The organism is Micromonospora sp. NPDC005979 (genome assembly GCF_040614415.1).
In the GTDB taxonomy this organism is placed as follows: Bacteria; Actinomycetota; Actinomycetes; order Mycobacteriales; family Micromonosporaceae; genus Micromonospora.
On record NZ_JBEXUR010000018.1, the window covers coordinates 23,991 to 46,454 of the forward strand.

Here is a 22,464-nt window from a genome sequence, read left to right on the forward strand (position 1 = left end):
ATGCGTGCGGAAGGTGCCGAGGTGACGGCGACGGTGACCGGTCCGGGTCCGCAGCGGACCGCCGGTCCGGACGCTGGCACGCCGCCCGCCGACGCCTGGGCCGAGTACCTGGCGGCGGCCCGTCAGCTCGATGCGGTCCGTCGCAGCGCGGCGACCGCCGCCGGTGAGCAGGCCCGCTCGGCGGAAGCCGCCCGGGAGGAGCTGACGGTGGTGCGCGCCGGGCTGGCGACCCAGCAGGAGCGGTTGCGGGAGCGGGGCGTACCGGCGATCTCGCTGGTGCCGTCGCCACCGGAGCTGACGGAGGCCGCCCGGTCGATGGCCGGCGGGCCGGCCGCCGTCCTGGCGGCGCTGCGGACCGCCCGGGGTCGGGCCGATGCGGCGGACGCGGCGTTGGCCGCGCGGCGCGGCCTCCGACCGACCTCCTGGCCCGCGCGGGCCCGCAACATCCTGGTGTACGGGCCGCTGGCGCTGCTGGCGCCGCTGATCCAGATCATCGTGTACGCGACGACCGGGTCGGGCCCGGCCAGCGTGCTGGCCCTGGTCGGCGGGCTGCCGATGCCGGCGGTCGCCTTCGCCGTCGGCTGGGTGTGCGTCGGCCGGGTGTTCCGTGCCGCCGCCGACGACCAGGTGGATCGCACGGTGCGCTTCGGCGTGCTGGTCTGCCTGGTGCCGGCGGTCCTGGTCACGACCGGCCTGCTGTTGGCCCTGCTGGCCGGCTGACCCGCCGAGGGCGGGCACGGCCAGATCAAGAGATGGGTCAGCGGGGAAGGATCAGGGCCATCGCCTCGGCCCGCGACTTCGAGTCCGTCTGCAGGATGCCGCGCACCGCCGAGGTGATGGTCTTGGCGCCGGACTTCTGGATGCCGCGCATCGCCATGCACATGTGCTCGCATTCCAGCACGACCACGACGCCGCGCGGGGCCAGCTTGCTCATCAGCAGGTCGGCCACCTGCGAGGTAAGCCGCTCCTGCACCTGAGGTCGGCGGGCGAACACCTCGACGAGGCGGGCCAGCTTGGACAGGCCGGTGATCCGCCCGTCCGGGCCGGGGATGTAGCCGATGTGCGCGCTGCCCCGGAACGGCAGCAGGTGGTGCTCGCAGAGGCTCATCACGTCGATGTCGCGGACGATCACCAGCTCTTCGTGGTTGGCCTCGAAGGTGGTGCTGAGCACCTGTGCCGGGTCGACGCGCAGGCCGGCGAAGAGTTCGGCGTACGCGCGGGCGACCCGGGCGGGGGTCTGTTGCAGGCCGTCCCGGTCGGGGTCCTCGCCGACCGCGATCAGGATCTCGCGGACGGCTCTCTCGATCCGGCCGAGGTCGACCGCGTCCTCGACGGGACGGCCGGTCAGCTTGCCGCTGATCAACCGGGCGGCGACGTAGTCCAGCTCGTCGTCCCCATCGGGTTCGGTCGCGGAAACGGCCAGCTCCCGGTGAGGGGAGCTGGCCGTCGGGTCGTTGCTCAGTGCGTACCGTCCGAGTTGTTGCTGGACGGCGACCCGCCGCCGACGGACGCCTGCGCGCCGTCGGCCTCGGCCTGCGCCTTGAGCTTGTCCTTCTCCGCAGGGGTGAGCACGGGCGGCTCGGTGGACGGCTGGCGCTTGCCGAACCCGTTGTACGGGGCGAGCGGCGGGCGCTTGACCACCCGGGAGCAGATCCGCGCCATGTCGGCCGTGGAGAGGGTCTCCTTCTCCATCAGCTCGAGCACGATGTTGTCCAGGACGTCCCGGTACTCGACCAGGATCTCCCACGCCTCGTCGTGCGCCAGCTCGATCAGGGCCCGCATCTCGCCGTCGATTTCGGCGGCGACCGAGTCCGAGTAGTCCCGCTCGTGGCCCATGTTGCGGCCGAGGAACGGCTCGTCCCCGCTGGTGCCGTACTTGATCGCGCCGAGCTTGGAGCTCATGCCGTACTGGGTGATCATCGCGCGGGCCAGCTGGGTGGCCTTCTCGATGTCGTTGCCGGCACCGGTGGTCGGCTCGTGGAAGACCAGTTCCTCGGCGGCCCGGCCGCCCAGCGCGTACGCCAGGGTGTCGATCATCTCGGCGCGGGTCTGGGTGTACTTGTCCTCGGTCGGCAGCACCAGGGTGTGGCCCAGCGAGCGGCCACGGGACAGGATCGTCACCTTGTGCACCGGCGCGGCGTGCGGCAGCGCCCAGGCGACCAGCGCGTGCCCACCCTCGTGGTACGCGGTGATCTTCTTTTCCTGGTCGCTCATCACCCGGGTCCGTCGCTGCGGACCGGCGATCACCCGGTCGATCGACTCCTCCAGGGAGTCGTTGTTGATCGCCCGCTGGTCCTTGCGGGCGGTGAGCAGGGCCGACTCGTTGATCACATTGGCCAGGTCGGCGCCGCTGAAGCCGGGGGTACGCCGAGCCACCGAGTCGAGGTCGACGTCCGGCGTGAACGGCTTGCCCTTGGCGTGCACCCGCAGGATGGCCTTGCGGCCCTCCATGTCGGGGGCGTCCACCGGGATCTGGCGGTCGAACCGGCCCGGGCGCAGCAGCGCCGGGTCGAGGATGTCCGGCCGGTTGGTGGCGGCGATCAGGATGACGCCGCCCTTGGTGTCGAAGCCGTCCATCTCGACGAGCAGCTGGTTGAGCGTCTGCTCGCGCTCGTCGTGGCCGCCACCCATGCCGGCGCCACGGTGCCGACCGACGGCGTCGATCTCGTCGACGAAGACGATCGCCGGAGCGTTGGTCTTGGCCTGCTCGAACAGGTCGCGGACCCGACTCGCGCCGACACCGACGAACATCTCGACGAAGTCCGAGCCGGAGATGGAGTAGAAGGGCACCCCGGCCTCGCCGGCGACCGCGCGGGCCAGCAGCGTCTTACCCGTTCCGGGCGGGCCGAACAGCAGCACGCCCTTCGGGATCTTGGCACCGAGCGCCTGGTACTTCGCGGGGTTCTGCAGGAAGTCCTTGATCTCGTGCAGCTCCTCGACGGCCTCCTCGGCACCCGCGACGTCCGCGAAGGTCGTCTTCGGGGTGTCCTTGGTGATCATCTTCGCCTTGGACTTGCCGAAGTTGAGCACCCGGGAGCCGCCGCCCTGCATCTGCGACATGAAGAACAGCAGCAGGAGCACGAGCAGCGCGATCGGCAGCAGGTTGACCAGCAGGCTCACCCAGATGCTGTCCGAGGAGACCTTGGCGTCGGCCGGGCCGGTCACCCGGTTGGCCGCCTTGGCCGCCAGCACCTCGTTCCAGATCTCGTCGCCCACCTGGTACGGGAACTGGGCTTCGATCCGGTCGGTGGTGGTGTCACCGAACTTGGTCTTGTTCTTCAGGTCGAGCTGGAGCGTCTGCTCCTTGTCCTGGAAGATGACCTTGTTGATCTGGGCGGTGTGGAGCTGGTCGAGCGCAACGGAAGTGTCCACGCGGTGGTAGCTGGGACCAGCGGTGAACAGCTGACTGAGCACAACGGCGCCGAGGATGACCAGGATGATCCAGACCACCGGTCGGCGGAAGAAACGCGTACGTTCCATACTGTTGTCGAGCGCCGGAGCGCCCGCATCCTCCTGATCGACGTCCTGACCGTCTGATGGTGTCGCCGCGGTGAGCGGCGGCCGGAGCCGCCGTGCGGGCCGGCCTCGACCCCGAGGCACCGAAACTGCCGCGCCGCGGTCATTCGACGGTACACCGTGTACGCGAGGAGTGAGCTTGCGAGCCCCGCAGTCGTACACAATCCCAGCGGTTGAGCCCCGCGGTCGTGCACCATCGAATCGGGTCCGGGTAGGAACCGGCGTGACGGGGAGTCCGGCCCGGCCACCCGAACGCCCGGTCACGCGGTCGAGGGGTCGGACGCGGAGTTACCTCCACGCCACCGGGGTCCACCGTAACCGTAAGAGCTGAGAGCCCGCTGAACGTCGGCTTGATGAACGCCGATACGAATCGTCCTCGCCCGGGTCGGCGGCGGGCCGACGTGGTGGCTCAGGAGCGGGCGTAGACCTCGGGCTTGAGCACCCCGACGTAGGGCAGTTCCCGGTAGCGCTCGCCGAAGTCGAGGCCGTAGCCGACCACGAACTCGGTGGGGATGTCGAAGCCGACGTACTTCACCGGCACCGGCACCTTGACCGCCTCCGGCTTACGGAAGAGCGCGACCACCTCGACGCTCGCCGCCGAGCGCGACTCCAGGTAGCGCAGCAGCCAGGAGAGCGTCAGACCGGAGTCGACGATGTCCTCGACGACCACGACGTGCCGACCGGCGATGTCACGGTCGAGGTCCTTGAGGATGCGGACCACCCCGGAGGAGGTCGTGCCCTGGCCGTAGGAGGAGATGGCCATGAAGTCGAGTTCGGCCGGCGGGCCGCTTCGGCCCAGAGCCCGGGCGAAGTCCGCCATGAACATCACCGCGCCCTTGAGCACGCAGACCAGCAGCAGTCCGTCGCCCACGTGGGCGTAGTCGGCGGAGACCTGCTTGGCCAGTTCCGCTGTCTTCTCGCGGATCTGCGCCTCGGAGATGATCACGTGGTCGATGTCGGCGTCGTACCAGGAGCCGTCAGCCATGACTCCTAGCCTGCCGTACGTCGGATGGCCTCCGTCGGCGGGGCCGCACCTTTCGGCACGGTCCCGCCCAGGATTTTCACCGCAAAGGGCACTAAAGGCATCAGCTGGTACGGGACCGCCAGCGGCGCCCGTCCTCGCTGGGCTTCCAGTCGGCCGAGTCGTGGCTGTCCACGGTGAGGTTCGCCGCCGAGGCGGCGACGAGCAGGACGAGGAACAGGAGGAAGAACAGGAACTCCATGGCGGCGCTCACTTTCGCGTGATTGCTGTCGGTTTCGCCGCCGGTGCGCACCGGACTGAGACCAGTCTGCGCCGATGCGCAGCGCCCGGACAGTGGCAGAGATGCCATTGGTCATCGATTTACTGCCACCTTTCGGGTTACCCTCGTCACATGCTCCGATCCGTCGCCGTCCTCGCCCTGGACCAGGTCGCTCCCTTCGAGCTCGGGGTGCTCGCGGAGGTCTTCGGCACCGACCGGACGGCCGACGGTTTCCCCGCGTACCGCTTCGACGTGTGCAGCCCCGACGGCGCTGCCGTGCGCACCTCGGCGGGCTTCCACCTCACGCCGAACGCCGACCTGGCCCCGCTAGAGGAGGCCGACCTGGTGGCCGTTCCGGCACACGGTCAGGGCACCGTCGTACCCGACTGCGTGCTCGACGCGTTGCGTCGCGCCGACGCGCGCGGGGCCCACCTCATCAGCGTCTGCTCCGGTGCCTTCCTGCTCGGCGAGGCCGGACTGCTCGACGACCGGGAGTGCACCACCCACTGGCGGTACGTGGACGAGCTGCAACGCCGGCACCCCCGCGCCCGGGTGCGCTGCAACTCCCTGTACGTCCAGGACGGTCGGCTGCTCACCAGCGCCGGCACCGCGGCCGGCATCGACGCCTGCCTGCACCTGGTCCGCCAGGTGCACGGCTCGGCCACCGCGACCCGGCTGGCCCGGCGGATGGTGGTTCCGCCGCACCGCGACGGCGGCCAGTCGCAGTACGTCGAGGCGCCGATCCCGAAGGCCCCCGAGGCGCCCACCCTGGAACCGGTGCTGGAGTGGCTGATGGGGCACCTGGACCGGACGATCACGGTGGAGGAGTTGGCCGCGCGCGCCGGCATGGCCCCCCGGACCTTCGCCCGGCGGTTCCGGGCGGAGACCGGCACCACCCCGCACGACTGGCTCACCAACCAGCGGGTGCTGCTCGCCCGACGCCTGCTCGAGGAGACGCCGCTGAGCGTGGAGGCCGTCGCCGATCAGGCCGGTTTCGGTGACGCCGCGGCGTTGCGCCACCACTTCAGCCGCCGGGTCGGCGCCACCCCGCACAGCTACCGGACCACGTTCCGGGACCGGACCGACGGCGCGGCGGCCCTCAGCCCGAGGTGAGGACCGCCAGTCGGTCGCCCCGACGAAGTACGCGAATGCCCCCGGGCAGATCGGTCGGACCCTGACCGTGCCAGTCGGTGACCAGGGCTTCCAGCGCGCCGACGTGGCGGTGCGACAGCGCGCCCCCGACCGCGCCCAACTCGAGGGCCCAGGCGTGCAGCACCCGACCGCGTACCGCGGCGGTCAGGCCGGCCAACTCCGCCACCGCGAGCCCACCGGCGGGGTGCCGGGCCGCCACCAGCGCCGCCGCCGCGATCTCGTCGAGCGCGGCGTTGTCCGCCGCCACCAGCCGGGCGGTACGCGCCAGGTTGTCCACCACACCCGGTCCGAGCGCCCGTACCAGCGTGGGCAGCACGTCGGCCCGCACCCGGGAGCGGGCGTACGACGGGTCGGTGTTGTGCGGGTCCTGCCACGGGCTGAGCCCCAGGACGGCACAGGCGGCGCGGGTCTGCTCCCGGCCGACGTCGAGCAGCGGACGCAGCAGCGGCACGCCCGCCAGCTCCCGTCGGCCGGGCATCCCGGCCAGCCCGCGCGGGCCGGCGCCCCGGGCGAGCGCGAGCAGCACCGTCTCCGCCTGGTCGTCGCGCGTGTGGCCGGTGAGTACCGCGACGGCCCCGTGCTGCCGTGCGGCCTCGGCCAACGCCTCGTAGCGGGCCTGGCGGGCCGCCGCCTCCGGCCCGCCGGGACGGCCGGCCACGTCCACCCGCACCGCCACGGCCGGCGCGAAACCGGCCTCCCGGGCCCAGGCGGCCACCGCCTCCGCGCGCCGTGCCGAACCGTCCTGGAGGCCGTGGTCGACGGTCACCAGGCCGGCGGGAAGACCCAGCCGGGGCGCCACGAACACGGTCGCCGCCGCCAGGGCCAGCGAGTCGGCCCCACCGGAGCAGGCGACCAGCACCGGACCGCCGGACGGCAGGTGGGTCAGCGCGCGACGGACCGCCACCCGGATCGCGGCCACCGGTGGGGCGAGCGCGGCCACCGGCGGACGGTCAGCCGGCGGACGGAACGGTGCCGGCCGGGCCGTGCACGCGTGCCACCCAGGCGTCCGGGTCGCCCAGCTCCGACAGCCGGGGCAGGGTGAGCGGTGAGTTGAAGATCTGGTTGAAGCCGTCCATGCCGACGCGCTCGACCACGCCGTGCACGAACTTGCGACCCTCGGCGTACTGGCGCATCTTGACGTCCACCCCGAGCAGCCGGCGGATCGCCTTCTCCAACGGGTTGCCCGCCTCGCGGCGACGGTTGAACGAGGCCCGGATCCGCTCCACGCTCGGGATCACCTGCGGGCCGACGCCGTCCATCACGAACTCGGCGTGCCCCTCCAGCAGGGTCATCAGCGCGGTGAGGCGGTCGAGGACGGCCCGCTGCGCCGGGGTCTGGACGATGTCCAGCACGCTCGTCCGGCTCTCCGGGTCGCGGACCGCCTCGGACAGCGTCGCGACACCGCGCCGCAGCCGCTCGACGAGGTGTTCGCCGCCGGCGGACGAGGCGTCCACGAACGCCTGGACCTCGCCGAGGAAGTAGGCCCGCATCCAGGGCACGGCGGTGAACTGGGTCCGGTGGGTGACCTCGTGCAGGCAGACCCACAGCCGGAAGTCCCGGGAGTCGGCTTCGAGCTTGCGCTCCACCTCGACGATGTTGGGCGCCACCAGGAGCAGCTGGCCCGGGTCGGCGGAGAAGACCTCGTACTGGCCGAGGACCCGGCCGGACAGGTAGGCCAGGACGGTGCCGGCCTGCACCCCGGTCAGCCGCGACCCGATCGCCTCGGTGAGCGCGCCGGGCTGCTTGTCGCCGGACAGCCGGCTGACCAGTGGGGTGATCACCTCACGCAACCCGGCGATGTTGGTGGCCGCCCAATCCCGGCGGTCGACCACCCGCACCGGCGGGTGCGCCACCTGCGCCCGCAGGCCGGTGTAGTCGGCCACGTGCCCGGCGGCCTCGTCGGTCAGCCGACGCAGGTCGCCGACCACGTCGGTGGCCTCGGTGTACGACACCCGGGGGCCCGACTTGCTCAACGCCCCCGCGGTGGCGGCGGCCAGATCCCAGTCCACGAACTGCGCCATGAACCCACCGTACCCGCGTCGCGACACCCCGGCCCGGGCTCGCGTCGGCGATCGACGCCGGTCGCGGCCCCGCGTTCCGACCCGGACCGGGCCCCGGAGCTGGTCAGCGGCAGCCGCAGCCCGCCCGGGCGGACGGTCAGCGGCAGCCGCAGCCGGCCAGTGCGGAGGCGATACGGTCCAGCGCCGGTTGGGCGGTGTCCGTTCCGCCGGGCACCTTGTCGGTGAGCACCGCGAAGGTGAGCAGTCGGCCGTCGGCGGTGGTGACCAGGCCTGCGATGGCGTGCACCCCGGTCAGGGTGCCGGTCTTCGCGCGTACGGCGCCGGCGCCGGCGGCGGTCCCCGGGGCACCCCGGTAGCGCTCGCCCAGCGTTCCGGACCAGCCGCCCACCGGCAGGCCGCCGAAGACGCCGGCCAGTTCCGGATGATCCGGACTCGCGGCCAGTCGGATCAGGTCGGTGAGCAGGGACGGGCTGATCCGGTTGCGACGCGACAGCCCACTGCCGTCGGAGAGGGTGATCTCCTCGGCGGGCAGGCCCAGCTCCGCCACCTCGGCGTCCATCGCGGCGGCGCCGCCGTCGAACGACGCCTTCTGGCTGCGTGCCAGGGCCACCTGGCGGGCCAGCGCCTCGGCCAGCAGGTTGTCACTCTCGCTGATCATGATGTCGACCAACCGGATCAGCGGTGGCGACTGCACCACACCCAACTCCGTACCGGCTGGCGGGGTGCCACCGGCGGCGGTCGCCAGAGCCGGGGCCGTACCCCGCTTGACGGCGCTGGTGGGTACGCCGAGCAGCCGGGCGAACGACCGGCCGGCGGCCAGGTCGGGCTCGGGGACCCGCTCGGCGCCTCCGGGCTCGGCGCCCGGGTCCTTGCGCGCCCCGTCGGTCATCAGCGCGGTCACCGCGCCGCCGTACCCGCCGGTCGGGATGTCGTCGTCCCAGCCGGGGCCGTACAGCGGGCCGGAGTAGATCGTGCCGTCGACGGTGACGCTGGTCGGGGCGGTGCCGCCGAGGGCGGTACGCACCTGCGCGGCCAGGTCGTCCAGGCGTGCCGCGCCGGGGTAGTAGCCCTTCTTGTTCACCGCGAGCGTGGGGTCACCGCCGCCGACGATCACCACCTCGCCCGGTTTGGCACCCGCCACCGCCCGGGTCGGGATGCGGAATCCGGGGCCGCGGGCGGCCAGCACGGTCACCGCCGTCGCCAGTTTGGTCACCGAGGCGGGCACCGTTCCGTCGTCCGCGCCCTTGCCGTAGAGCGTCTGGCCGGTGGCCACGTCGGCCACCGAGACGTTCACCCTGTCACCCAGGGCGGGTACGTCGACCAACGGGTCGAGCGCGGCCCGTACCGCGTCGGCGCTGGGCAGCGGAGCGTTCGGGTCGGGTCCGTTCAACACGTCCGACGGGTCGGGTTCGGGGCTGGGGTCGGCGGCGGTCGACTCGGACCCCCCGTCGTCGCCCAGCCAGCCCGCGACCGGGCCGGGACGGGCCACCACGATCCCCACACCGGCCAGCACCAGCAGCACCACGACGGCCAGCACGGTCACCAGTCGCCCGCGACGACGGGGCGTGGTCGGCGGCGTCACCGGCGGTTCGACGTCGGCCGTCGAGGGCAGCGCGGAGATCGGCGGACCCAGCGGCGGTACGCCGCGCGGATCGCCGGCGGTCGGCCGCTCGCCGGGCATCGGGCCACCCCAGGTGGGGCCGCTCGGGGCGGGTCGGACCGACGCGCGACCCGGGGGGTGCGCGCCGCCGGCGGGGCGGTCCGGGCCGAGGACCGGGAAGCGACCGTTGTTCGGTCCCGCCGGGGCCGAGCCGGACGGACGCCACGGCAGCGGCGGTGGCCGCTCGGGAACCGACTCCTCGGGGGTACGGGGGAAGTGCGCGTCCGGCACCGGGACTCTTCCGGTCGCCCCACCGGAGCCGGATCGTCCGGTACCGCCTGCGGCGCCCCCGTCCGGACGGTAGTGTGAATCTTCCCTCCCCACGACCCCCTCCTCCCCCGACGAAAATCGGCTTGGGTGACACTACTTCGGTCCGAAGACTATGCGGCGGCCGGAGTCGGCGGGTGGGCATTCACCTGTCCGGAGGGCCGCCAGTGGTTCCGTTAGCCAGCGTGGGCAGACGAGGGAGCGTGCAGATGGATTTCGACGTGACGGTTGAGATCCCGAAAGGTCACCGCAACAAGTACGAGGTGGACCACAAGACCGGCCGGATCCGGCTGGACCGCACCCTGTTCACGTCCACCCAGTACCCGGCCGACTACGGCTTCATCGAGGACACGCTGGGCGAGGACGGCGACCCGCTGGACGCGCTCGTGCTGGTCCCCGAGCCGACCTTCCCGGGCTGCCTCATCCGCTGCCGGACCATCGGCATGTTCCGGATGACCGACGAAAAGGGCGGCGACGACAAGGTCCTCTGCGTTCCCTACGAGGACCCTCGCCAGGAGCACCTGCGCGACATCCACCACCTGGGCGAGTTCGACCGCCTGGAGATCCAGCACTTCTTCGAGGTGTACAAGGACCTGGAGCCCGGCAAGTCGGTCGAGGGCGCGACCTGGGTCGGCCGCACCGAGGCCGAGGCCGAGATCCGCGCCTCCTACCAGCGGGCGCGCGACGCCGAGGCGCGCGGCGAGTCCACCCACTGACGTACGACGACCGGCCGGGCCCGGGAGCTGCTCACCCGAGCAGACCCCGGGCCTTGTCGTACAGGTCGAGCACCGCGCAGGCGACCGGCACCACGGCGACCACCAGGGCCGTGTCGGTGAGGTCCGCGACCCGCCCGAGGTACGGCGAGACGGGTCGCCGGGCGTACCCGGTGCCGGCGGCCACGGTCACCAGGCCCAGCGCCGCCCCGCCGAGGACCAGCGCCAGGCGGCCGGTGTCGTCGGCCCGGTCGACCAGCACCGCGCCCAGCACCGCGTAGCCGGCGAGCCCGGCGAGCACCGTCGGCACCCGGTGCCGCAGCGCCACGAACAGCCGCGACCGCAGCAGCAGCACGGCCGAGACCACCGCCACCAGCACCGGGCCGGCCGTCCCACCAACCGCCCCGAGTACGACAGCGGCCCCGACCGCCAGCACCGCGTGCCCGAGCAGCATCCCGGTGAGCATCTCCTCGGTGCGGGCGACCGCCGCCTGCACGCGGCCCCGGTCCGGTAGGTCCCCGGGCCGCGCCGGCTCGACGGCGGGCGAGGTGCCCGGCAGGGTGATCGGCGGCAGCGGCAGCTTGCCGAGCCGGATGGCCAGCAGCGGGATCGCCCCGATGGCGAAGACGAGTGCGCTGAGCAGCACCGCCGCCGTGCCGGCCGGGGTCAGCGGCAGCGCGCCGAGAGCCGCGCCGGCACCGAGCAGGCCGGCCGTTACGCCGGCCACGAAGATCCGCTGTCGGCTCGCCACCCCGAGCAGCCCGACCAGCGCCACGAGCAGCAGCGCCACCGAGCCGGCCAGCAGTTCGGCCGCGCCGACCCAGCGCACCGGTACGAGCGGGCCGACCGGGTCACCCGAGCCGACCGCGAGGGCGCCGGCCACGAAGGCGTACGGGAGCGCGTACCCGCCGAGCGTCGCGCCGGCCGCACCGTCGCCGTTGGCACGGCTGGCGACCGTACCCGCAACGGTGAGCAGCAGCGCCACCACGGCCGCCGCGACCCAGCCGCTGGTCGAGGTCGGACCGCTGGCGAGCAGGGCGAGCAGCCCGACGGCGAGCGGTACGGCGGCACCGGCCAGACCGGCAATCCGGGTGGCAGCGGGTGACCAGGCTCCGCCACGTCGACGGGCGCCGTCGGCGATCGCCTCCACGACGTCGTCGTACTCCAGCTCGGGCCAGTGGGCGCGGGCCGGCACCAGGTGCAGCACCTCGCCGTCGCGGACGCCCTGCGGCAGCAGCGCCTGCGCGGTCGCCAGCAGCGCCCCGTCGGTGCGGCGCAGCACCCAGCCGCCGTGCCGTTCCCCGTCGTCGGCCAGTCCCTCGCCGGCGTGCCGGAGCACGTCGGGCAGCAGCTCGGCCAGGGGGACCTGCTCCGGCAGGGCGACGTCCACCCGCCGCTGGGGGGCGCTGATGGTGACGCGGGCCAGTCCGGTTGTCATCGACCGGTCTCCATATCGAACGGCATCGGAGGCTGCGGGGACGACAGGACTTTACCTACCATGAGCCAGGCTCGGGTTACCCAGCGCAGTCAGGAGGCCGAGTGTCCACCGTCGTCATCAAGCGCCCACCGCGTCGGCCAGCGCCGGAGATCCCCGTCGGCGAGCTGCCCGTCGAGGCGCCGCCGGAGATCCCGGCCGTGGCCGGCGGCCGGTGGCAGCAGGCGCTGATGGTCCTGCCCATGCTCGGCGGCACGGTGGCGATGGCGATGATGTTCGGGCGGGGCGGCGGCGCGTACTCGTACGTCGTGGGCGGCATGTTCGGGCTCTCGTCGCTCGCGATGCTGGTGACCACGTGGGGCAGCGCCTCGGGCACCCCGAAGAAGTCCGAGATGATGGCGGCCCGCCGCGAGTACCTGCGCCACCTGGCGACGCTGCGCCGCCGGGTCCGACAGACCGCCGGACAGCAGCGCGCGGGCCTGTACTACCGCCACCCCGACCCGGGCCGCCTGTGGTCGACCGTGGACAGCCGCCGGGTCTGGGAGCGCCGCCCCGGCGACCCGGACTTCGCCGTGGTTCGTGTCGCCGTCGGGCCGCAGACCCTGGCCACCCCGCTGGTGCCGCCGGTCACCCGGCCGCTCGAGGAGCTGGAGCCGATGACGGCCGGCGCGCTGCGCCGCTTCCTGGACGCGTACTCGGTGGTGCCGGAGCTGCCGGTGGCCCTGTCCCTGCGCAGCTTCGCCCGGGTGCACGTACGTAGCGCCGCCGGCAACGGCCCGACCACCGGCGGGCCACCCACGCCCACCGGTGACCCGGCCGCGCAGGCACTGGCCCGGGCCGTGCTGATCCAGCTGGCCGTCTTCCACGCGCCCGACGAGCTGCTGATCGCGGTCTGCGCCGGCCCCGAACGCCGTGCCGCCTGGGAGTGGGTGAAGTGGCTTCCGCACGCGCACCACCCCGCACGCACGGACGCGCTCGGACCCGCCCGGCTGGTGACCTCGTCGGGCGCGGAGCTGGAACGGCTGCTCGCCGACGTGGTGGCCAGCCGCTCCCGGTTCAGCCCGGCCGGTCCGGCCACCGACGGCCCGCACGTGGTGGTGGTCCTCGACGGCGGCGACCTGACCGGTGCCACCGACCTGACCGGCGACGGCGGCATCGACGCGGTCACCGTGCTCGACCTGGAGACGCCACCGCCACGCCTGCTCGACCGGTACGCGCTGCTGCTCGAGCTGCGCGGTCGGCGGCTGCATTCGTGGTCGGTCGAGGGACACGCCGAGGTGGGCAGCGCCGACCACCTCGACCTCGCCGACGCCGAGGCCGTCGCCCGACGGCTGGCGCCACTGCGGCTGGCCGGCACGGCCCGCGGCCCGGACGCCCCACTGGAGATCGAGCTGGGCCTACCGGAGCTGCTCGGCCTCGGCGACCCGGAGAGCTTCACCGCCGAGCAGGGTTGGACGCCGCGCTCGCCCCGGGACCGGCTGCGGGTGCCGATCGGGGTGGGCGTCGACGGTGGCGCCATCGAACTGGACCTCAAGGAGTCCGCCCAGGACGGGATGGGCCCGCACGGTCTGCTCATCGGGGCCACCGGGTCGGGCAAGTCCGAGCTGCTCCGCACTCTCGTGCTGGGGCTGGCCGCGACGCACAGCTCCGAGCAGCTCAACTTCGTCCTGGTCGACTTCAAGGGCGGTGCGACCTTCGCGCCGTTCGACCGGCTGCCACACACCGCCGCCGTGATCACCAACCTGGCCGACGCGCTGCCCCTGGTGGACCGGATGGTCGACGCGATCAACGGCGAGCTGGTCCGCCGGCAGGAGCTGCTGCGCCGCGCCGGCAACTTCGCCAGCGTGCGCGACTACGAGCGGTCGCGAGCCGCCGGCAGCCCGCTCGCCCCGCTGCCGTCGCTGCTGCTGATCTGCGACGAGTTCTCCGAACTGCTCTCCGCCAAGCCCGACTTCATCGACCTGTTCGTGCAGATCGGCCGGCTGGGTCGATCACTCGGCGTGCACCTGCTGCTCGCCAGCCAGCGCCTGGAGGAGGGCCGGCTGCGCGGGCTGGACACGCACCTGTCGTACCGGATCGGGTTGCGCACCTTCTCGGCGCTGGAGTCCCGCACGGTGCTCGGCGTGCCGGACGCCCACGAGCTGCCCCGCTCGCCGGGCCACGGCTACCTGCGCGCCGGCACCGATCCGCTGGCCCGGTTCAGGGCCGCGTACGTCTCCGGCGCCGTGCGCCGCCGGGCGGCCACGGCCGGCGGCGCGGCCGGCGAGGAAGCCCGCCTGCTCACGTTCACCACCCACGCCGTACCGCTGCCCGCGCCGACGACACCGGCCCTGCCCATGGTGGCCGAGGACGAGCCCGACCGGGAAACCCTGCTCGACCTGCTGGTCGACCGGCTCGTCGGGCAGGGCCCGCCCGCGCACCAGGTGTGGCTCGCGCCGCTCGGTGACCCGCCGACCCTGGACGAGTTGGTCGGCACGGTCGAGGTGGACCCGGCGCGCGGGTTGACCGTGGCGAATCCCGAGCTACAGGGGGCGCTGGGCGTGCCGGTGGCCGTCGTGGACCGGCCGTTGGAGCAGCGCCGGGACCTGCTCTGGCTGGCCCTGGACGGTGCGGCCGGGCACGTGGCGGTGGTCGGCGCTCCGCAGAGCGGCAAGTCCACGGCGCTACGGACGCTGATCTGCGCGCTGGCGCTCACCCACACCCCGGCCGAGGCGCAGGTCTACTGCCTCGACTTCGGCGGTGGCGGTCTCGCGGCGCTACGCGGCCTGCCGCACGTGGGCGGGGTGACCGGTCGCACCGACCCGACCGCCGTACGACGCACCGTCGGCGAGCTGACCACACTCCTGGCCGACCGGGAACGCCGCTTCGCCGAGTTGGGCGTGGAGTCGATGGCCACGTACCGGCGACGTCGGGCCGCGACGACGACGACCGATCAGCCGGACGCCGACCCGTACGGCGACGTCTTCCTGGTGGTGGACGGATGGAGCACCCTGCGCAGCGAGTACGACGACCTGGAACCGCTGGTCACCGATCTGGCGACCCGTGGTCTGTCGTACGGGCTGCACGTGGTCGCCACTGCCCTGCGCTGGCTGGACTTCCGCCCGGCGATCCGGGACCTGTTCGGCTCCCGGCTGGAGCTGCGCCTCGGCGACCCGGCCGACTCCCTGGTCGCCCGGCGGGCCGCGGCGAACGTGCCGGAGCGTCCCGGCCGGGGGGTGACGGCCCAGAGCCTGCACTTCCTGACCGCGCTCCCGCGACTGGCGGGGCCCGGCGGGGGCACCGCCGAGCTGGTCGAGCGAATCACCGACAGCTGGCCCGGGCCGGTCGCGCCTCCGGTCCGACTCCTCCCGCCGGTGCTGCCGTACGCCGATCTGGATCTCACCGCCACCACCGGGCTGCGGCTGCCGATCGGTGTCGCCGAGGCCGACCTACGGCCGGTGCGGCTCGACTTCGCGGCCGAGCCGCACTTCGTGGTCTTCGGGGACGCCGAGTGCGGCAAGTCGTCGTTCCTGCGGGCGCTGGCCACGTCGATCACCACCCGGTTCACGCCGGAGGAGGCCCGGGTCATCCTGGTGGACTACCGGCGCAGCCTGCTCGGCGCCATCGAGACACCGCACCTCATCGGCTACGGCACCGCGGCCGCGCACACCGCGGACCTGGTCGAGTCGGCCGCCGGTTACCTGCAGCGGCGGGCGCCCGGGCCGGAGGTCACGCCGCAGCAGTTGCGCGACCGCTCGTGGTGGTCGGGGCCGGAACTGTTCGTGCTGGTCGACGACTACGACCTGGTGGCGACCGGGCCGGCGAACCCGTTGCGGGCGCTGGAGGAGCATCTGCCACACGCCCGCGACGTCGGCCTGCACCTCGTGCTGGTCCGCCGGTCCGGCGGCGCGGGCCGGGCCCAGTACGAGCCGATCGTGCAGCGGCTGCGGGAACTCTCCACCGCCGGACTGGTGATGGCGGGCAGCCCGGAGGAGGGCGCGCTCGTCGGGCCGGTACGACCCGGGCCGCTGCCACCGGGCCGTGGTCGGTTGGTCACCCGGCGAGAGGGCGTACGCCTCGTCCAGCTCGCACATTTGCCGCCACCGTGACCTGTCTTCGCGGTTCCCCCCGTGACGCGTGGGGAAACCGGTAATCTCCGATCGTCATGGTTCCGTCGGGATGAATGGCAGTGGATGTGACTGGGGTTCGGCACAGCGCTCCGGCGGTGGCCCGGCGGGCCGGCCGGGCGCTGCTCGGCATGGCGGCGCTGGCCGCTGTCGCGGTTCCGAGCGCCGCACCCGTCGCCGCGCCGAGCGGCGGTGGGCAACTCGCCGGCGCGCCGGCCGCGTTCGCCCCCAGTGACAGCATCTCCCGCACCGACCAGGTTCGCGACGAGCAGTGGCAGCTCGACGAGCTGCGGGCCGACACGGCCTGGCGCACCTCGACCGGTCGGGGCGTGACCGTCGCCGTGGTCGACTCCGGCGTGGACGCGAACCATCCCGACCTGGCCGGTCAGGTGCTGCCCGGGCTCGACCTGGTCGGACCGGCCGGCGGCGCCGGTCCGGATCCGGTGGGCCACGGCACCACGGTCGCCGGCCTGATCGCCGGGCGCAACGACGACAAGCGGGGTGTGGTCGGCCTGGCGCCGGAAGCCCGGATCCTTCCGGTACGCGTGCTGGACGAACGCAACAAGTACGACGACGCGCTGATCGTCGCCAAGGGCGTCCGGTGGGCGGTCGACCACGGCGCCCGGGTGATCAACCTGTCGCTGGGCGGCAGTGGCGACAGCCCGGCCCTGGCCGCGGCTCTGGACTACGCGTTCGCCCGCGACGTGGTGGTGGTGGCCTGCACCGGCAACCTGGCCACGTCGACCGACTCCAAGCCCTGGTACCCGTCTCGCGAGCCGGGCGTCATCGCGGTCGCCGGGTTGGAGCGCAACAGCGACAACCTGTGGTCCGGGTCGATCACCGGTCGGGCGACGGTGCTCACCGCTCCGGCCACCGGCCTGGTCGGCGCCCGCCCGACCGACGGGTACTGGCGGGTGCAGGGCACCAGCTTCGCCGCGCCGCTGGTGGCCGCCACCGCCGCGCTGGTCCGGTCCCGCTACCCGGACATGCCCGCCGGCCAGGTGGTCAACCGGCTCGTGGTCACCGCCCGGGACATCGGCCCGACCGGCCGGGACGACCGGTTCGGGTACGGGGTGGTCGACCCGGTGGCCGCGCTGACGGCGGATGTCCCGCCCGTCGCCGCCAACCCGCTGGACGATCAGACCTCGCCCGGCGTGGTCGGCTTCGGGCCGGCGCCCGGCTCGGGCGACGACGACCCGGTGAGCGGCGCCGGCAGCGACCCGCTCGGTTTCACCGCTCCCCGGCAGCAGACGGGGTGGACGGCACGACCGGCGGGCGTGCCGGCCGAATCCGCGCCGGAGCGACTGTGGACCGGCGCCGTGCTCTTCGCCGCTCTGGTCACCGGCGCGGCGCTGATGGTGCGCCGGTTCCGCCAGCGCGCTCGCTGAACGCCGCACCGGACAGGCCTGATTGCCCGGCGGGTGGGGTAGAACCGACCGCATGAGTACGCCCGCCACCCGTACCCTCGCCACCGCTCGACGCCCGTCCTGGGGGCGGCGTCGCCTCGACCCGGACCACTCGCTGGGGTTGCGGCTGACCCTGGCGGCGACGGCGGCGTTCCTGGTGCTGGTGCCGTTCGCCCTGCTGGCGCTGCTGGTGCTCGGAGCGTGGGCGCCGCTGCACCGGCTGGACTCGACGATCACCGACGCGCTGCACGAGCACGCGGTGGACCATCCGGCCTGGGTCCTGCTGATGCGGGTGTGGAGCGAGGTCTTCGCGCCGATGCCGCTGCGGGTCGTCGTGCTGCTGGTGGTGATCTGGCTGGTGCGCCGACAGGCCCGCCGGTTGGCCCTCTGGGCGACCACCACCATGGTCGTCGGCGGATTGATGGGACCGCTACTCAAGCTGCTCGTCGGCCGGGACCGACCGGAACTGCTCGACCCGGTGGCGCGGGCCGCCGGCTACTCGTTCCCCTCCGGGCACGCGCTGAACGCCACCCTGGCCGCCGGCGTGCTGCTGCTGGTGTTCCTGCCGTACGTCCGGCGCGGGGCCGCGCAGGTCGCGCTCTGGGTCGCCGCGGTGCTGGTCACGCTGGTGACCGGGCTGAGCAGGGTGGTGCTCGGCGTGCACTTCGCCAGCGACGTGCTCGGCGGTTGGCTGCTCGGGGTGGCGGTGGTCGCGGCGACCACCGCCGCGTTCACCAGTTGGCGGGCGCACACGGGCCTCCGGCCGGTGCGGCCGACCCGTGATGGCGTCGCGCCGGAGGTCGAGCGGCAGCCCGACGCGACCTGAGGCGTGACGAGGACGCCGGCCGGGTATTGGCCGGCTCATGTCCGACACCGTGGTCCAGATCGTCCGGCGGGTGCTGCTGCCGGTGTCCCTCCTGTTCGGCGTCATGGTGCTGCTCGGGGTACTGGTCACCCGGGTGTTGAACCGAACCTGGCCGTTCACCGTCGAGGACGCGGTCAACCGGGAGTTCGCCGGTGACCGCACCGGCGGCTGGAACGACGTCTCGCTGGTGTTCAGCACCCTCGCCAGCACTCAGATGATCGTCGTGGTCACCGTGCTGGTGGCGCTGGGGCTGCGGCTCTGGCTGAAGCGCTGGCGGGAGCCCCTGTTCCTGGGCGCGGCCGTGACCGCCCAGGCGCTGGTGTTCCTGCTGACCACGATGGTGATCGACCGGCAGCGGCCCGCGGTGGAGCACATGGACACCTCACCGCCCACGTCGAGCTTCCCGTCCGGGCACACCTCGGCGGCGGTCGCGCTCTACGTCGGCATCGCGGTGCTGATGGCCCTGCGGGCGCGCAGCACCGGCGCGAAGGTCGCCTGGTGGACGCTGCTGCTGATGGTGCCGGTGGGCGTGGCGCTGACCCGCATGTACCGGGGAATGCACCACCCGAGCGACGTGACGGCGTCCTTCCTCAACGGCGGCGCCTGCGTCGCGATCATGGCGCGGGCGATCCTGGACCGGGGACTGCGCTGGGGACGCGCGAAGCTGCCGCTCGCCGAGCCTGCTCGCACCTGATCCGGTACAGGCGCTCAGGTGCACTCGCCGGTGGCGACGGCCCGGTTGCGCTCGGCACCGGCCAACGCCACCGGGCGGGCCTCGGCGGCGGTCACCGCGAAGCCGGTGTTGGGGTCGTCGGCCGCCGCCGCGAAGATGACACCGAGCACCAGGCCGTTGGCCGACAGCAGCGGGCCGCCGGAGTTGCCGCTGCGCACCAGGGCCCGAATCGTGTAGATCTCCCGGGTGACGTCCCCGGAGGAGTAGATGTCCGGGCCCTTGATCCGGTCGACGTCACGGACCCGGGCCGACTGCGCGTTGTACGGGCCGTCGAGCGGGAAGCCGAGCACGATGGCGTCCGAGCCGCTGCCCGCGTTGCCGGCGGCGAACCGCAGCGACGGGCCGGGAAGCCCCGGCACCAGCAGCACGGCCAGGTCCCGGTTGGGGTCGTACACCACCACCTGGCCGTCGTACCGTTCGCCGCCCAGCTCCACTGCCACCGAACGGGTGCCGGCGACCACGTGGGCGTTGGTCATGACCCGGTCGTCGGCGTACACGAAGCCGGAGCCCTCGATCCGACGCGAGCAGCTCGGCGCGGAGCCGAGCACCTTGACCACCGAACGCTGACCGTTGACCACCACCTGGGAGCCCGCGAGCGCCGGGTCGGGCGGCTCGACCTGCCGGGCCCGGGTGGGCGCGAGGCCACCGAAGACGTCCGGGAAACCGTCGGTGTCGACGGTTTCCTCCAACGCGGTCGAGAGCCGGTGTGCCTCCTCCGGCAGGATCCCGTTCACCACGCTGATCAACGCGCTGTTGCGTACCGAGGCGGCCAGCCAGGGCACCGACGACGATCCGAGCGGTACGGCGACCAGCCAGGCCAGCAGGAGCACCGCGAACAGGGAGACGAAGGCCCCACCGACGTCGTCGATGCGCCGACCCACGTCGCTGGTGATCGTCTTGCGCAGGTGCGAGCCGAGCCAGCCGGCGAGCGCCTGTCCGATCACCGCCAATCCGAAGATCGCCACCAGTGAGATCAGCACCCGGGTGCCGGCGTCGACGAACTGCCGGGCGAACAGCGGCCCTAGTTGCAGGCCGAGCAGGAGACCCAGGAAGAAGCCGGACAGCGAGGTGATGCCGATGACAAAACCCTGACGGTATCCGCTGATCGCGAACACGAGCATGAGCAGCAGCAGGACGAGATCCACGACGGACACGGGGTCCAGCGTACGGGCACCGCGCCCACCGGATGACCATCGCTTGCGGAAGGTGACCGGGTGGTCAGCGCAGGGCGGTCTCGTCGACCTCGTCGGTGCCGGCCGACGGCGCGGGAGTGGCGCCCGTGGGCGGCAGGTCGACGAGCCGGCCGGGCGACCACGGGCGGGCCCAGCCGCCCATCTCGAGCAGGGCCGCCAACACCCCGGCGGTGAAGCCCCAGACGAGCATGCCGCGCGACGAGAACGCCGGCCCCACCCAGCCGCTCGGGTGACGGACCCGAAGCCGGTTGGCCGGGTCGACCAGCTCGCGGATCGGCAGTCGTGCCACGTGGGCCACCTCGGCGGGTTCCCGGGGATGCACCGGATGCGGGTCGTGCCACCAGGCCAGCACCGGGGTGACCACGAAGTCGCTGACCGGAATCCACAGCTTCGGCAGCTCGGCCAGCACGGTCACGCTGGCCGGGTCGAGACCGACCTCCTCGTTGGCCTCGCGGAGCGCGGTGGCCCGGGCGTCGGCGTCCTCCGGGTCGGCCGCGCCGCCGGGGAAGGCCGGCTGGCCGGCATGGTTACGCAGAGTGGCGGCCCGTTGCAGGATCAGCACGTCCGGTCCGGTGTCGGGCTGCTCGCCGAGCAGCACCAGCACGGCGCTCTCCCGGCCGCCCTCGGCGGGGGTGGTGAGGCGGGTGAAGTCCTCGACGCGGGCCGTGCCCAGTCGGCTCAGCAGCGGGTCGATCCAGCCGGGAGGTCGACGGGTCACGCCGCCACGCCCAGGTGCTGGCGTACCAGCGTGGTGAGCGAGGCGTCGTCGAGGGCTCCGGTGGCGTCGATGTGCCGGATCCGACCCCCCGCGTCGACGAAGAGGGTCAACGGGAAGGCGTTGCGCCTCAGTTCCCGTTGCAGCGCGTCACCCTGGTCGACGAGGATCGGAAACCGTACGCCGAAGTCCTCGCCGATGGACTGGGCGCCGCTCCGGCTGTCGCGGGTGTTGACACCGACCACCTGGAGCCGGCCGGTGGTCCGCTCGCTGAGCCGCTGGAAGGCCGGCAGTTCCTTGCGGCACGGCCCGCACCAGGACGCCCACACGTTGATCACGGCTGGCCCGGCCACGTCCCGCAGCGCGACCGGCGCACCGCCGGTGAAGCAGGCCAGGGTCAACGCCGGTAGTTCCTGCCCACCGACGGCCGCAGCGGTCGCGCCCGCGCCGGGCGACACGGAGACAGCCCCGGGGCTGGACGTCGGTGCCGTGCCCAACGCGGCGCAGTCCCGGAAGGGCGACGGTCGTTCGGCGGCGGCGGCCGACTTGGGTGCAGGGTCGTCGGCCGGGCTGTCGGTGCAGCCGCCGACGAACAGCGTCAGCGGCACGGCGAGCAGGGCGAGCCGCCGGGTGACGGCGCCCAGGCGGCTCACGGCACCTCCGCTGCGACCGCCTGCGGCGGCACCAGATCCGGGTCGACCCCGGCCGCCACGGCCAGGTCACGCGCCCGGGGGCCCTTGAGCAGCTTGGCGGCGGCGGCCGGCTCGGTCGGGCCCGTGCCGTACGAGGGGCAGAGCTTCGCGAGCGTGCACGCCCCGCAGGCCGGTTTGCGGGCGTGGCAGACCCGCCGGCCGTGGAAGATGATCCGGTGCGACAGCATCGTCCAGTCGCGCTTGGGGTACAGCGCGCCGATCGCGTGCTCGATCTTGACCGGGTCGGTCTCGGTGGTCAGCCGCCACCGGTGCACCAACCGCTGGAAGTGCGTGTCGACGGTGATACCGGGCACGTCGAAGGCGTTGCCGAGGATGACGTTGGCGGTCTTGCGGCCGATCCCGGGGAGCGTCACCAGGTCGGCGAGCCGGCCGGGAACCTGACCGTCGTACCTGTCGACGAGGGCCTGCCCGAGCTTGAGCAGCGAGTCCGTCTTGTTGCGGTAGAACCCGGTGGGCCGGATCAGCTCCTCCATCTCGCCCCGGTCCGCACCGGCGTACGCGGCGGCGTCCGGGTAGCGGGCGAAGAGCTTCGGGGTGACCTCGTTGACCTTCTTGTCCGTGCACTGGGCGGACAGGATGGTGGCGACGGACAGCTCCAGCGCGTTGGAGTGGTCCAGCTCGCAGTGCGCGTCGGGGTGCGTCTCGGTCAGCACCCGGCCGATCCTGCGGGCGCGGCGGGTACGCCCGAGGTCGGTCTCGCTGGCGCCGGGAGGGCTACTGGTCACGAC

General features: G+C 73.3%; 19 protein-coding genes. 7 read left to right on the top strand and 12 right to left on the bottom strand.

The window, feature by feature from the left end; all coding sequences use genetic code 11:
* Nucleotides 1–720 (top strand): hypothetical protein, encoded by a 720-nt coding sequence (locus ABZ272_RS25805; RefSeq protein WP_355052500.1) that lies wholly within the window; start codon nucleotides 1–3, stop codon nucleotides 718–720.
* A gap of 37 nt (nucleotides 721–757) precedes the next feature.
* Here ABZ272_RS25805 and folE read toward each other — a convergent pair whose 3' ends face one another.
* The 4 genes from folE to ABZ272_RS25825 all read right to left on the bottom strand — a co-directional run bounded on the left by folE (nucleotide 758) and on the right by ABZ272_RS25825 (nucleotide 4,751).
* A complete protein-coding gene (gene folE, locus ABZ272_RS25810) occupies nucleotides 758–1,423 on the bottom strand; it encodes a GTP cyclohydrolase I FolE (RefSeq protein ID WP_355052593.1) in 666 nt (221 codons plus the stop codon).
* Nucleotides 1,424–1,458: 35 nt separating this feature from the next.
* Nucleotides 1,459–3,480 carry an ATP-dependent zinc metalloprotease FtsH gene (gene ftsH / locus ABZ272_RS25815; protein ID WP_355052501.1) on the bottom strand — a complete coding sequence of 674 codons (2,022 nt, stop codon included), beginning with the start codon at nucleotides 3,478–3,480 and terminating at the stop codon, nucleotides 1,459–1,461.
* Nucleotides 3,481–3,925: 445 nt separating this feature from the next.
* On the bottom strand, nucleotides 3,926–4,501 hold the full coding sequence (hpt, locus tag ABZ272_RS25820; RefSeq protein ID WP_355052502.1) for a hypoxanthine phosphoribosyltransferase: 576 nt from the start codon (nucleotides 4,499–4,501) through the stop codon (nucleotides 3,926–3,928).
* A 100-nt stretch (nucleotides 4,502–4,601) separates the two neighbouring features.
* Nucleotides 4,602–4,751: a hypothetical protein gene (locus ABZ272_RS25825; RefSeq protein WP_355052605.1), complete on the bottom strand. Its 150-nt coding sequence runs from the start codon at nucleotides 4,749–4,751 to the stop codon at nucleotides 4,602–4,604.
* A gap of 138 nt (nucleotides 4,752–4,889) precedes the next feature.
* Between ABZ272_RS25825 and ABZ272_RS25830 the strand changes: the two genes are divergently transcribed.
* Entirely contained in the window at nucleotides 4,890–5,870 is a 981-nt protein-coding gene (locus ABZ272_RS25830) for a helix-turn-helix domain-containing protein (protein WP_355052503.1), read from the top strand.
* On the opposite strand, the gene tilS is transcribed toward ABZ272_RS25830, so the two are convergent.
* From tilS to dacB, 3 genes are all read right to left on the bottom strand, one after another.
* Complete coding sequence (tilS, locus tag ABZ272_RS25835; RefSeq protein WP_355052504.1) at nucleotides 5,857–6,849, bottom strand: tRNA lysidine(34) synthetase TilS; 993 nt, start codon at nucleotides 6,847–6,849, stop codon at nucleotides 5,857–5,859. The genes ABZ272_RS25830 and tilS overlap by 14 nt on opposite strands.
* Nucleotides 6,850–6,859: 10 nt before the next feature.
* Nucleotides 6,860–7,930, bottom strand: coding sequence for a zinc-dependent metalloprotease (locus ABZ272_RS25840; RefSeq protein WP_355052505.1), 1,071 nt, complete (start codon nucleotides 7,928–7,930; stop codon nucleotides 6,860–6,862).
* A 136-nt stretch (nucleotides 7,931–8,066) separates the two neighbouring features.
* Complete coding sequence (gene dacB, locus ABZ272_RS25845) at nucleotides 8,067–9,611, bottom strand: D-alanyl-D-alanine carboxypeptidase/D-alanyl-D-alanine-endopeptidase (RefSeq protein ID WP_355052594.1); 1,545 nt, start codon at nucleotides 9,609–9,611, stop codon at nucleotides 8,067–8,069.
* Nucleotides 9,612–10,066: 455 nt separating this feature from the next.
* Here dacB and ABZ272_RS25850 point away from each other — a divergent pair, with 455 nt between their 5' ends.
* Complete coding sequence (locus tag ABZ272_RS25850) at nucleotides 10,067–10,573, top strand: inorganic diphosphatase (protein ID WP_355052506.1); 507 nt, start codon at nucleotides 10,067–10,069, stop codon at nucleotides 10,571–10,573.
* 31 nt (nucleotides 10,574–10,604) lie between these two features.
* On the opposite strand, the gene eccD is transcribed toward ABZ272_RS25850, so the two are convergent.
* Nucleotides 10,605–12,008, bottom strand: a complete 1,404-nt coding sequence (gene eccD / locus ABZ272_RS25855) for a type VII secretion integral membrane protein EccD (RefSeq protein WP_355052507.1) — start codon at nucleotides 12,006–12,008, stop codon at nucleotides 10,605–10,607.
* Between the two features lie 101 nt (nucleotides 12,009–12,109).
* On the opposite strand from eccD, the gene eccCa reads away from it, so the two are divergent.
* The 4 genes from eccCa to ABZ272_RS25875 all read left to right on the top strand — a co-directional run bounded on the left by eccCa (nucleotide 12,110) and on the right by ABZ272_RS25875 (nucleotide 19,076).
* Nucleotides 12,110–16,093 (top strand): type VII secretion protein EccCa, encoded by a 3,984-nt coding sequence (eccCa, locus tag ABZ272_RS25860; protein WP_355052508.1) that lies wholly within the window; start codon nucleotides 12,110–12,112, stop codon nucleotides 16,091–16,093.
* A 74-nt stretch (nucleotides 16,094–16,167) separates the two neighbouring features.
* A complete protein-coding gene (gene mycP / locus ABZ272_RS25865) occupies nucleotides 16,168–17,499 on the top strand; it encodes a type VII secretion-associated serine protease mycosin (protein ID WP_355052509.1) in 1,332 nt (443 codons plus the stop codon).
* Between the two features lie 52 nt (nucleotides 17,500–17,551).
* Complete coding sequence (locus ABZ272_RS25870; protein WP_355052510.1) at nucleotides 17,552–18,343, top strand: phosphatase PAP2 family protein; 792 nt, start codon at nucleotides 17,552–17,554, stop codon at nucleotides 18,341–18,343.
* 37 nt (nucleotides 18,344–18,380) lie between these two features.
* On the top strand, nucleotides 18,381–19,076 hold the full coding sequence (locus ABZ272_RS25875) for a phosphatase PAP2 family protein (RefSeq protein WP_355052511.1): 696 nt from the start codon (nucleotides 18,381–18,383) through the stop codon (nucleotides 19,074–19,076).
* Between the two features lie 14 nt (nucleotides 19,077–19,090).
* On the opposite strand, the gene ABZ272_RS25880 is transcribed toward ABZ272_RS25875, so the two are convergent.
* From ABZ272_RS25880 to nth, 4 genes are all read right to left on the bottom strand, one after another.
* The gene (locus ABZ272_RS25880) at nucleotides 19,091–20,269 is read right to left on the bottom strand and encodes a MarP family serine protease (RefSeq protein WP_355052512.1); all 1,179 of its coding nucleotides are present in this window, start codon (nucleotides 20,267–20,269) and stop codon (nucleotides 19,091–19,093) included.
* Between the two features lie 64 nt (nucleotides 20,270–20,333).
* Complete coding sequence (locus tag ABZ272_RS25885) at nucleotides 20,334–21,026, bottom strand: CoA pyrophosphatase (protein WP_355052513.1); 693 nt, start codon at nucleotides 21,024–21,026, stop codon at nucleotides 20,334–20,336.
* Nucleotides 21,023–21,667, bottom strand: coding sequence for a TlpA disulfide reductase family protein (locus ABZ272_RS25890; RefSeq protein WP_355052595.1), 645 nt, complete (start codon nucleotides 21,665–21,667; stop codon nucleotides 21,023–21,025). Before ABZ272_RS25890 ends, ABZ272_RS25885 begins: the two co-directional genes overlap by 4 nt.
* 5 nt (nucleotides 21,668–21,672) lie before the next feature.
* Nucleotides 21,673–22,461 carry an endonuclease III gene (nth, locus tag ABZ272_RS25895; RefSeq protein ID WP_355052514.1) on the bottom strand — a complete coding sequence of 263 codons (789 nt, stop codon included), beginning with the start codon at nucleotides 22,459–22,461 and terminating at the stop codon, nucleotides 21,673–21,675.
* Between the last annotated feature and the right edge of the window lie 3 nt (nucleotides 22,462–22,464).

Coding starts and splice junctions, on each gene's coding strand:
- ABZ272_RS25805 (WP_355052500.1), top strand. CDS start 1: ATGCGTGCGGAAGGTGCCGAGGTGACGGCGACGGTGACCGGTCCGGGT.
- ftsH (WP_355052501.1), bottom strand. CDS start 3,480: ATGGAACGTACGCGTTTCTTCCGCCGACCGGTGGTCTGGATCATCCTG.
- hpt (WP_355052502.1), bottom strand. CDS start 4,501: ATGGCTGACGGCTCCTGGTACGACGCCGACATCGACCACGTGATCATC.
- ABZ272_RS25830 (WP_355052503.1), top strand. CDS start 4,890: ATGCTCCGATCCGTCGCCGTCCTCGCCCTGGACCAGGTCGCTCCCTTC.
- ABZ272_RS25840 (WP_355052505.1), bottom strand. CDS start 7,930: ATGGCGCAGTTCGTGGACTGGGATCTGGCCGCCGCCACCGCGGGGGCG.
- dacB (WP_355052594.1), bottom strand. CDS start 9,611: ATGCCCGGCGAGCGGCCGACCGCCGGCGATCCGCGCGGCGTACCGCCG.
- ABZ272_RS25850 (WP_355052506.1), top strand. CDS start 10,067: ATGGATTTCGACGTGACGGTTGAGATCCCGAAAGGTCACCGCAACAAG.
- eccD (WP_355052507.1), bottom strand. CDS start 12,008: ATGACAACCGGACTGGCCCGCGTCACCATCAGCGCCCCCCAGCGGCGG.
- mycP (WP_355052509.1), top strand. CDS start 16,168: ATGGCAGTGGATGTGACTGGGGTTCGGCACAGCGCTCCGGCGGTGGCC.
- ABZ272_RS25870 (WP_355052510.1), top strand. CDS start 17,552: ATGAGTACGCCCGCCACCCGTACCCTCGCCACCGCTCGACGCCCGTCC.
- ABZ272_RS25875 (WP_355052511.1), top strand. CDS start 18,381: ATGTCCGACACCGTGGTCCAGATCGTCCGGCGGGTGCTGCTGCCGGTG.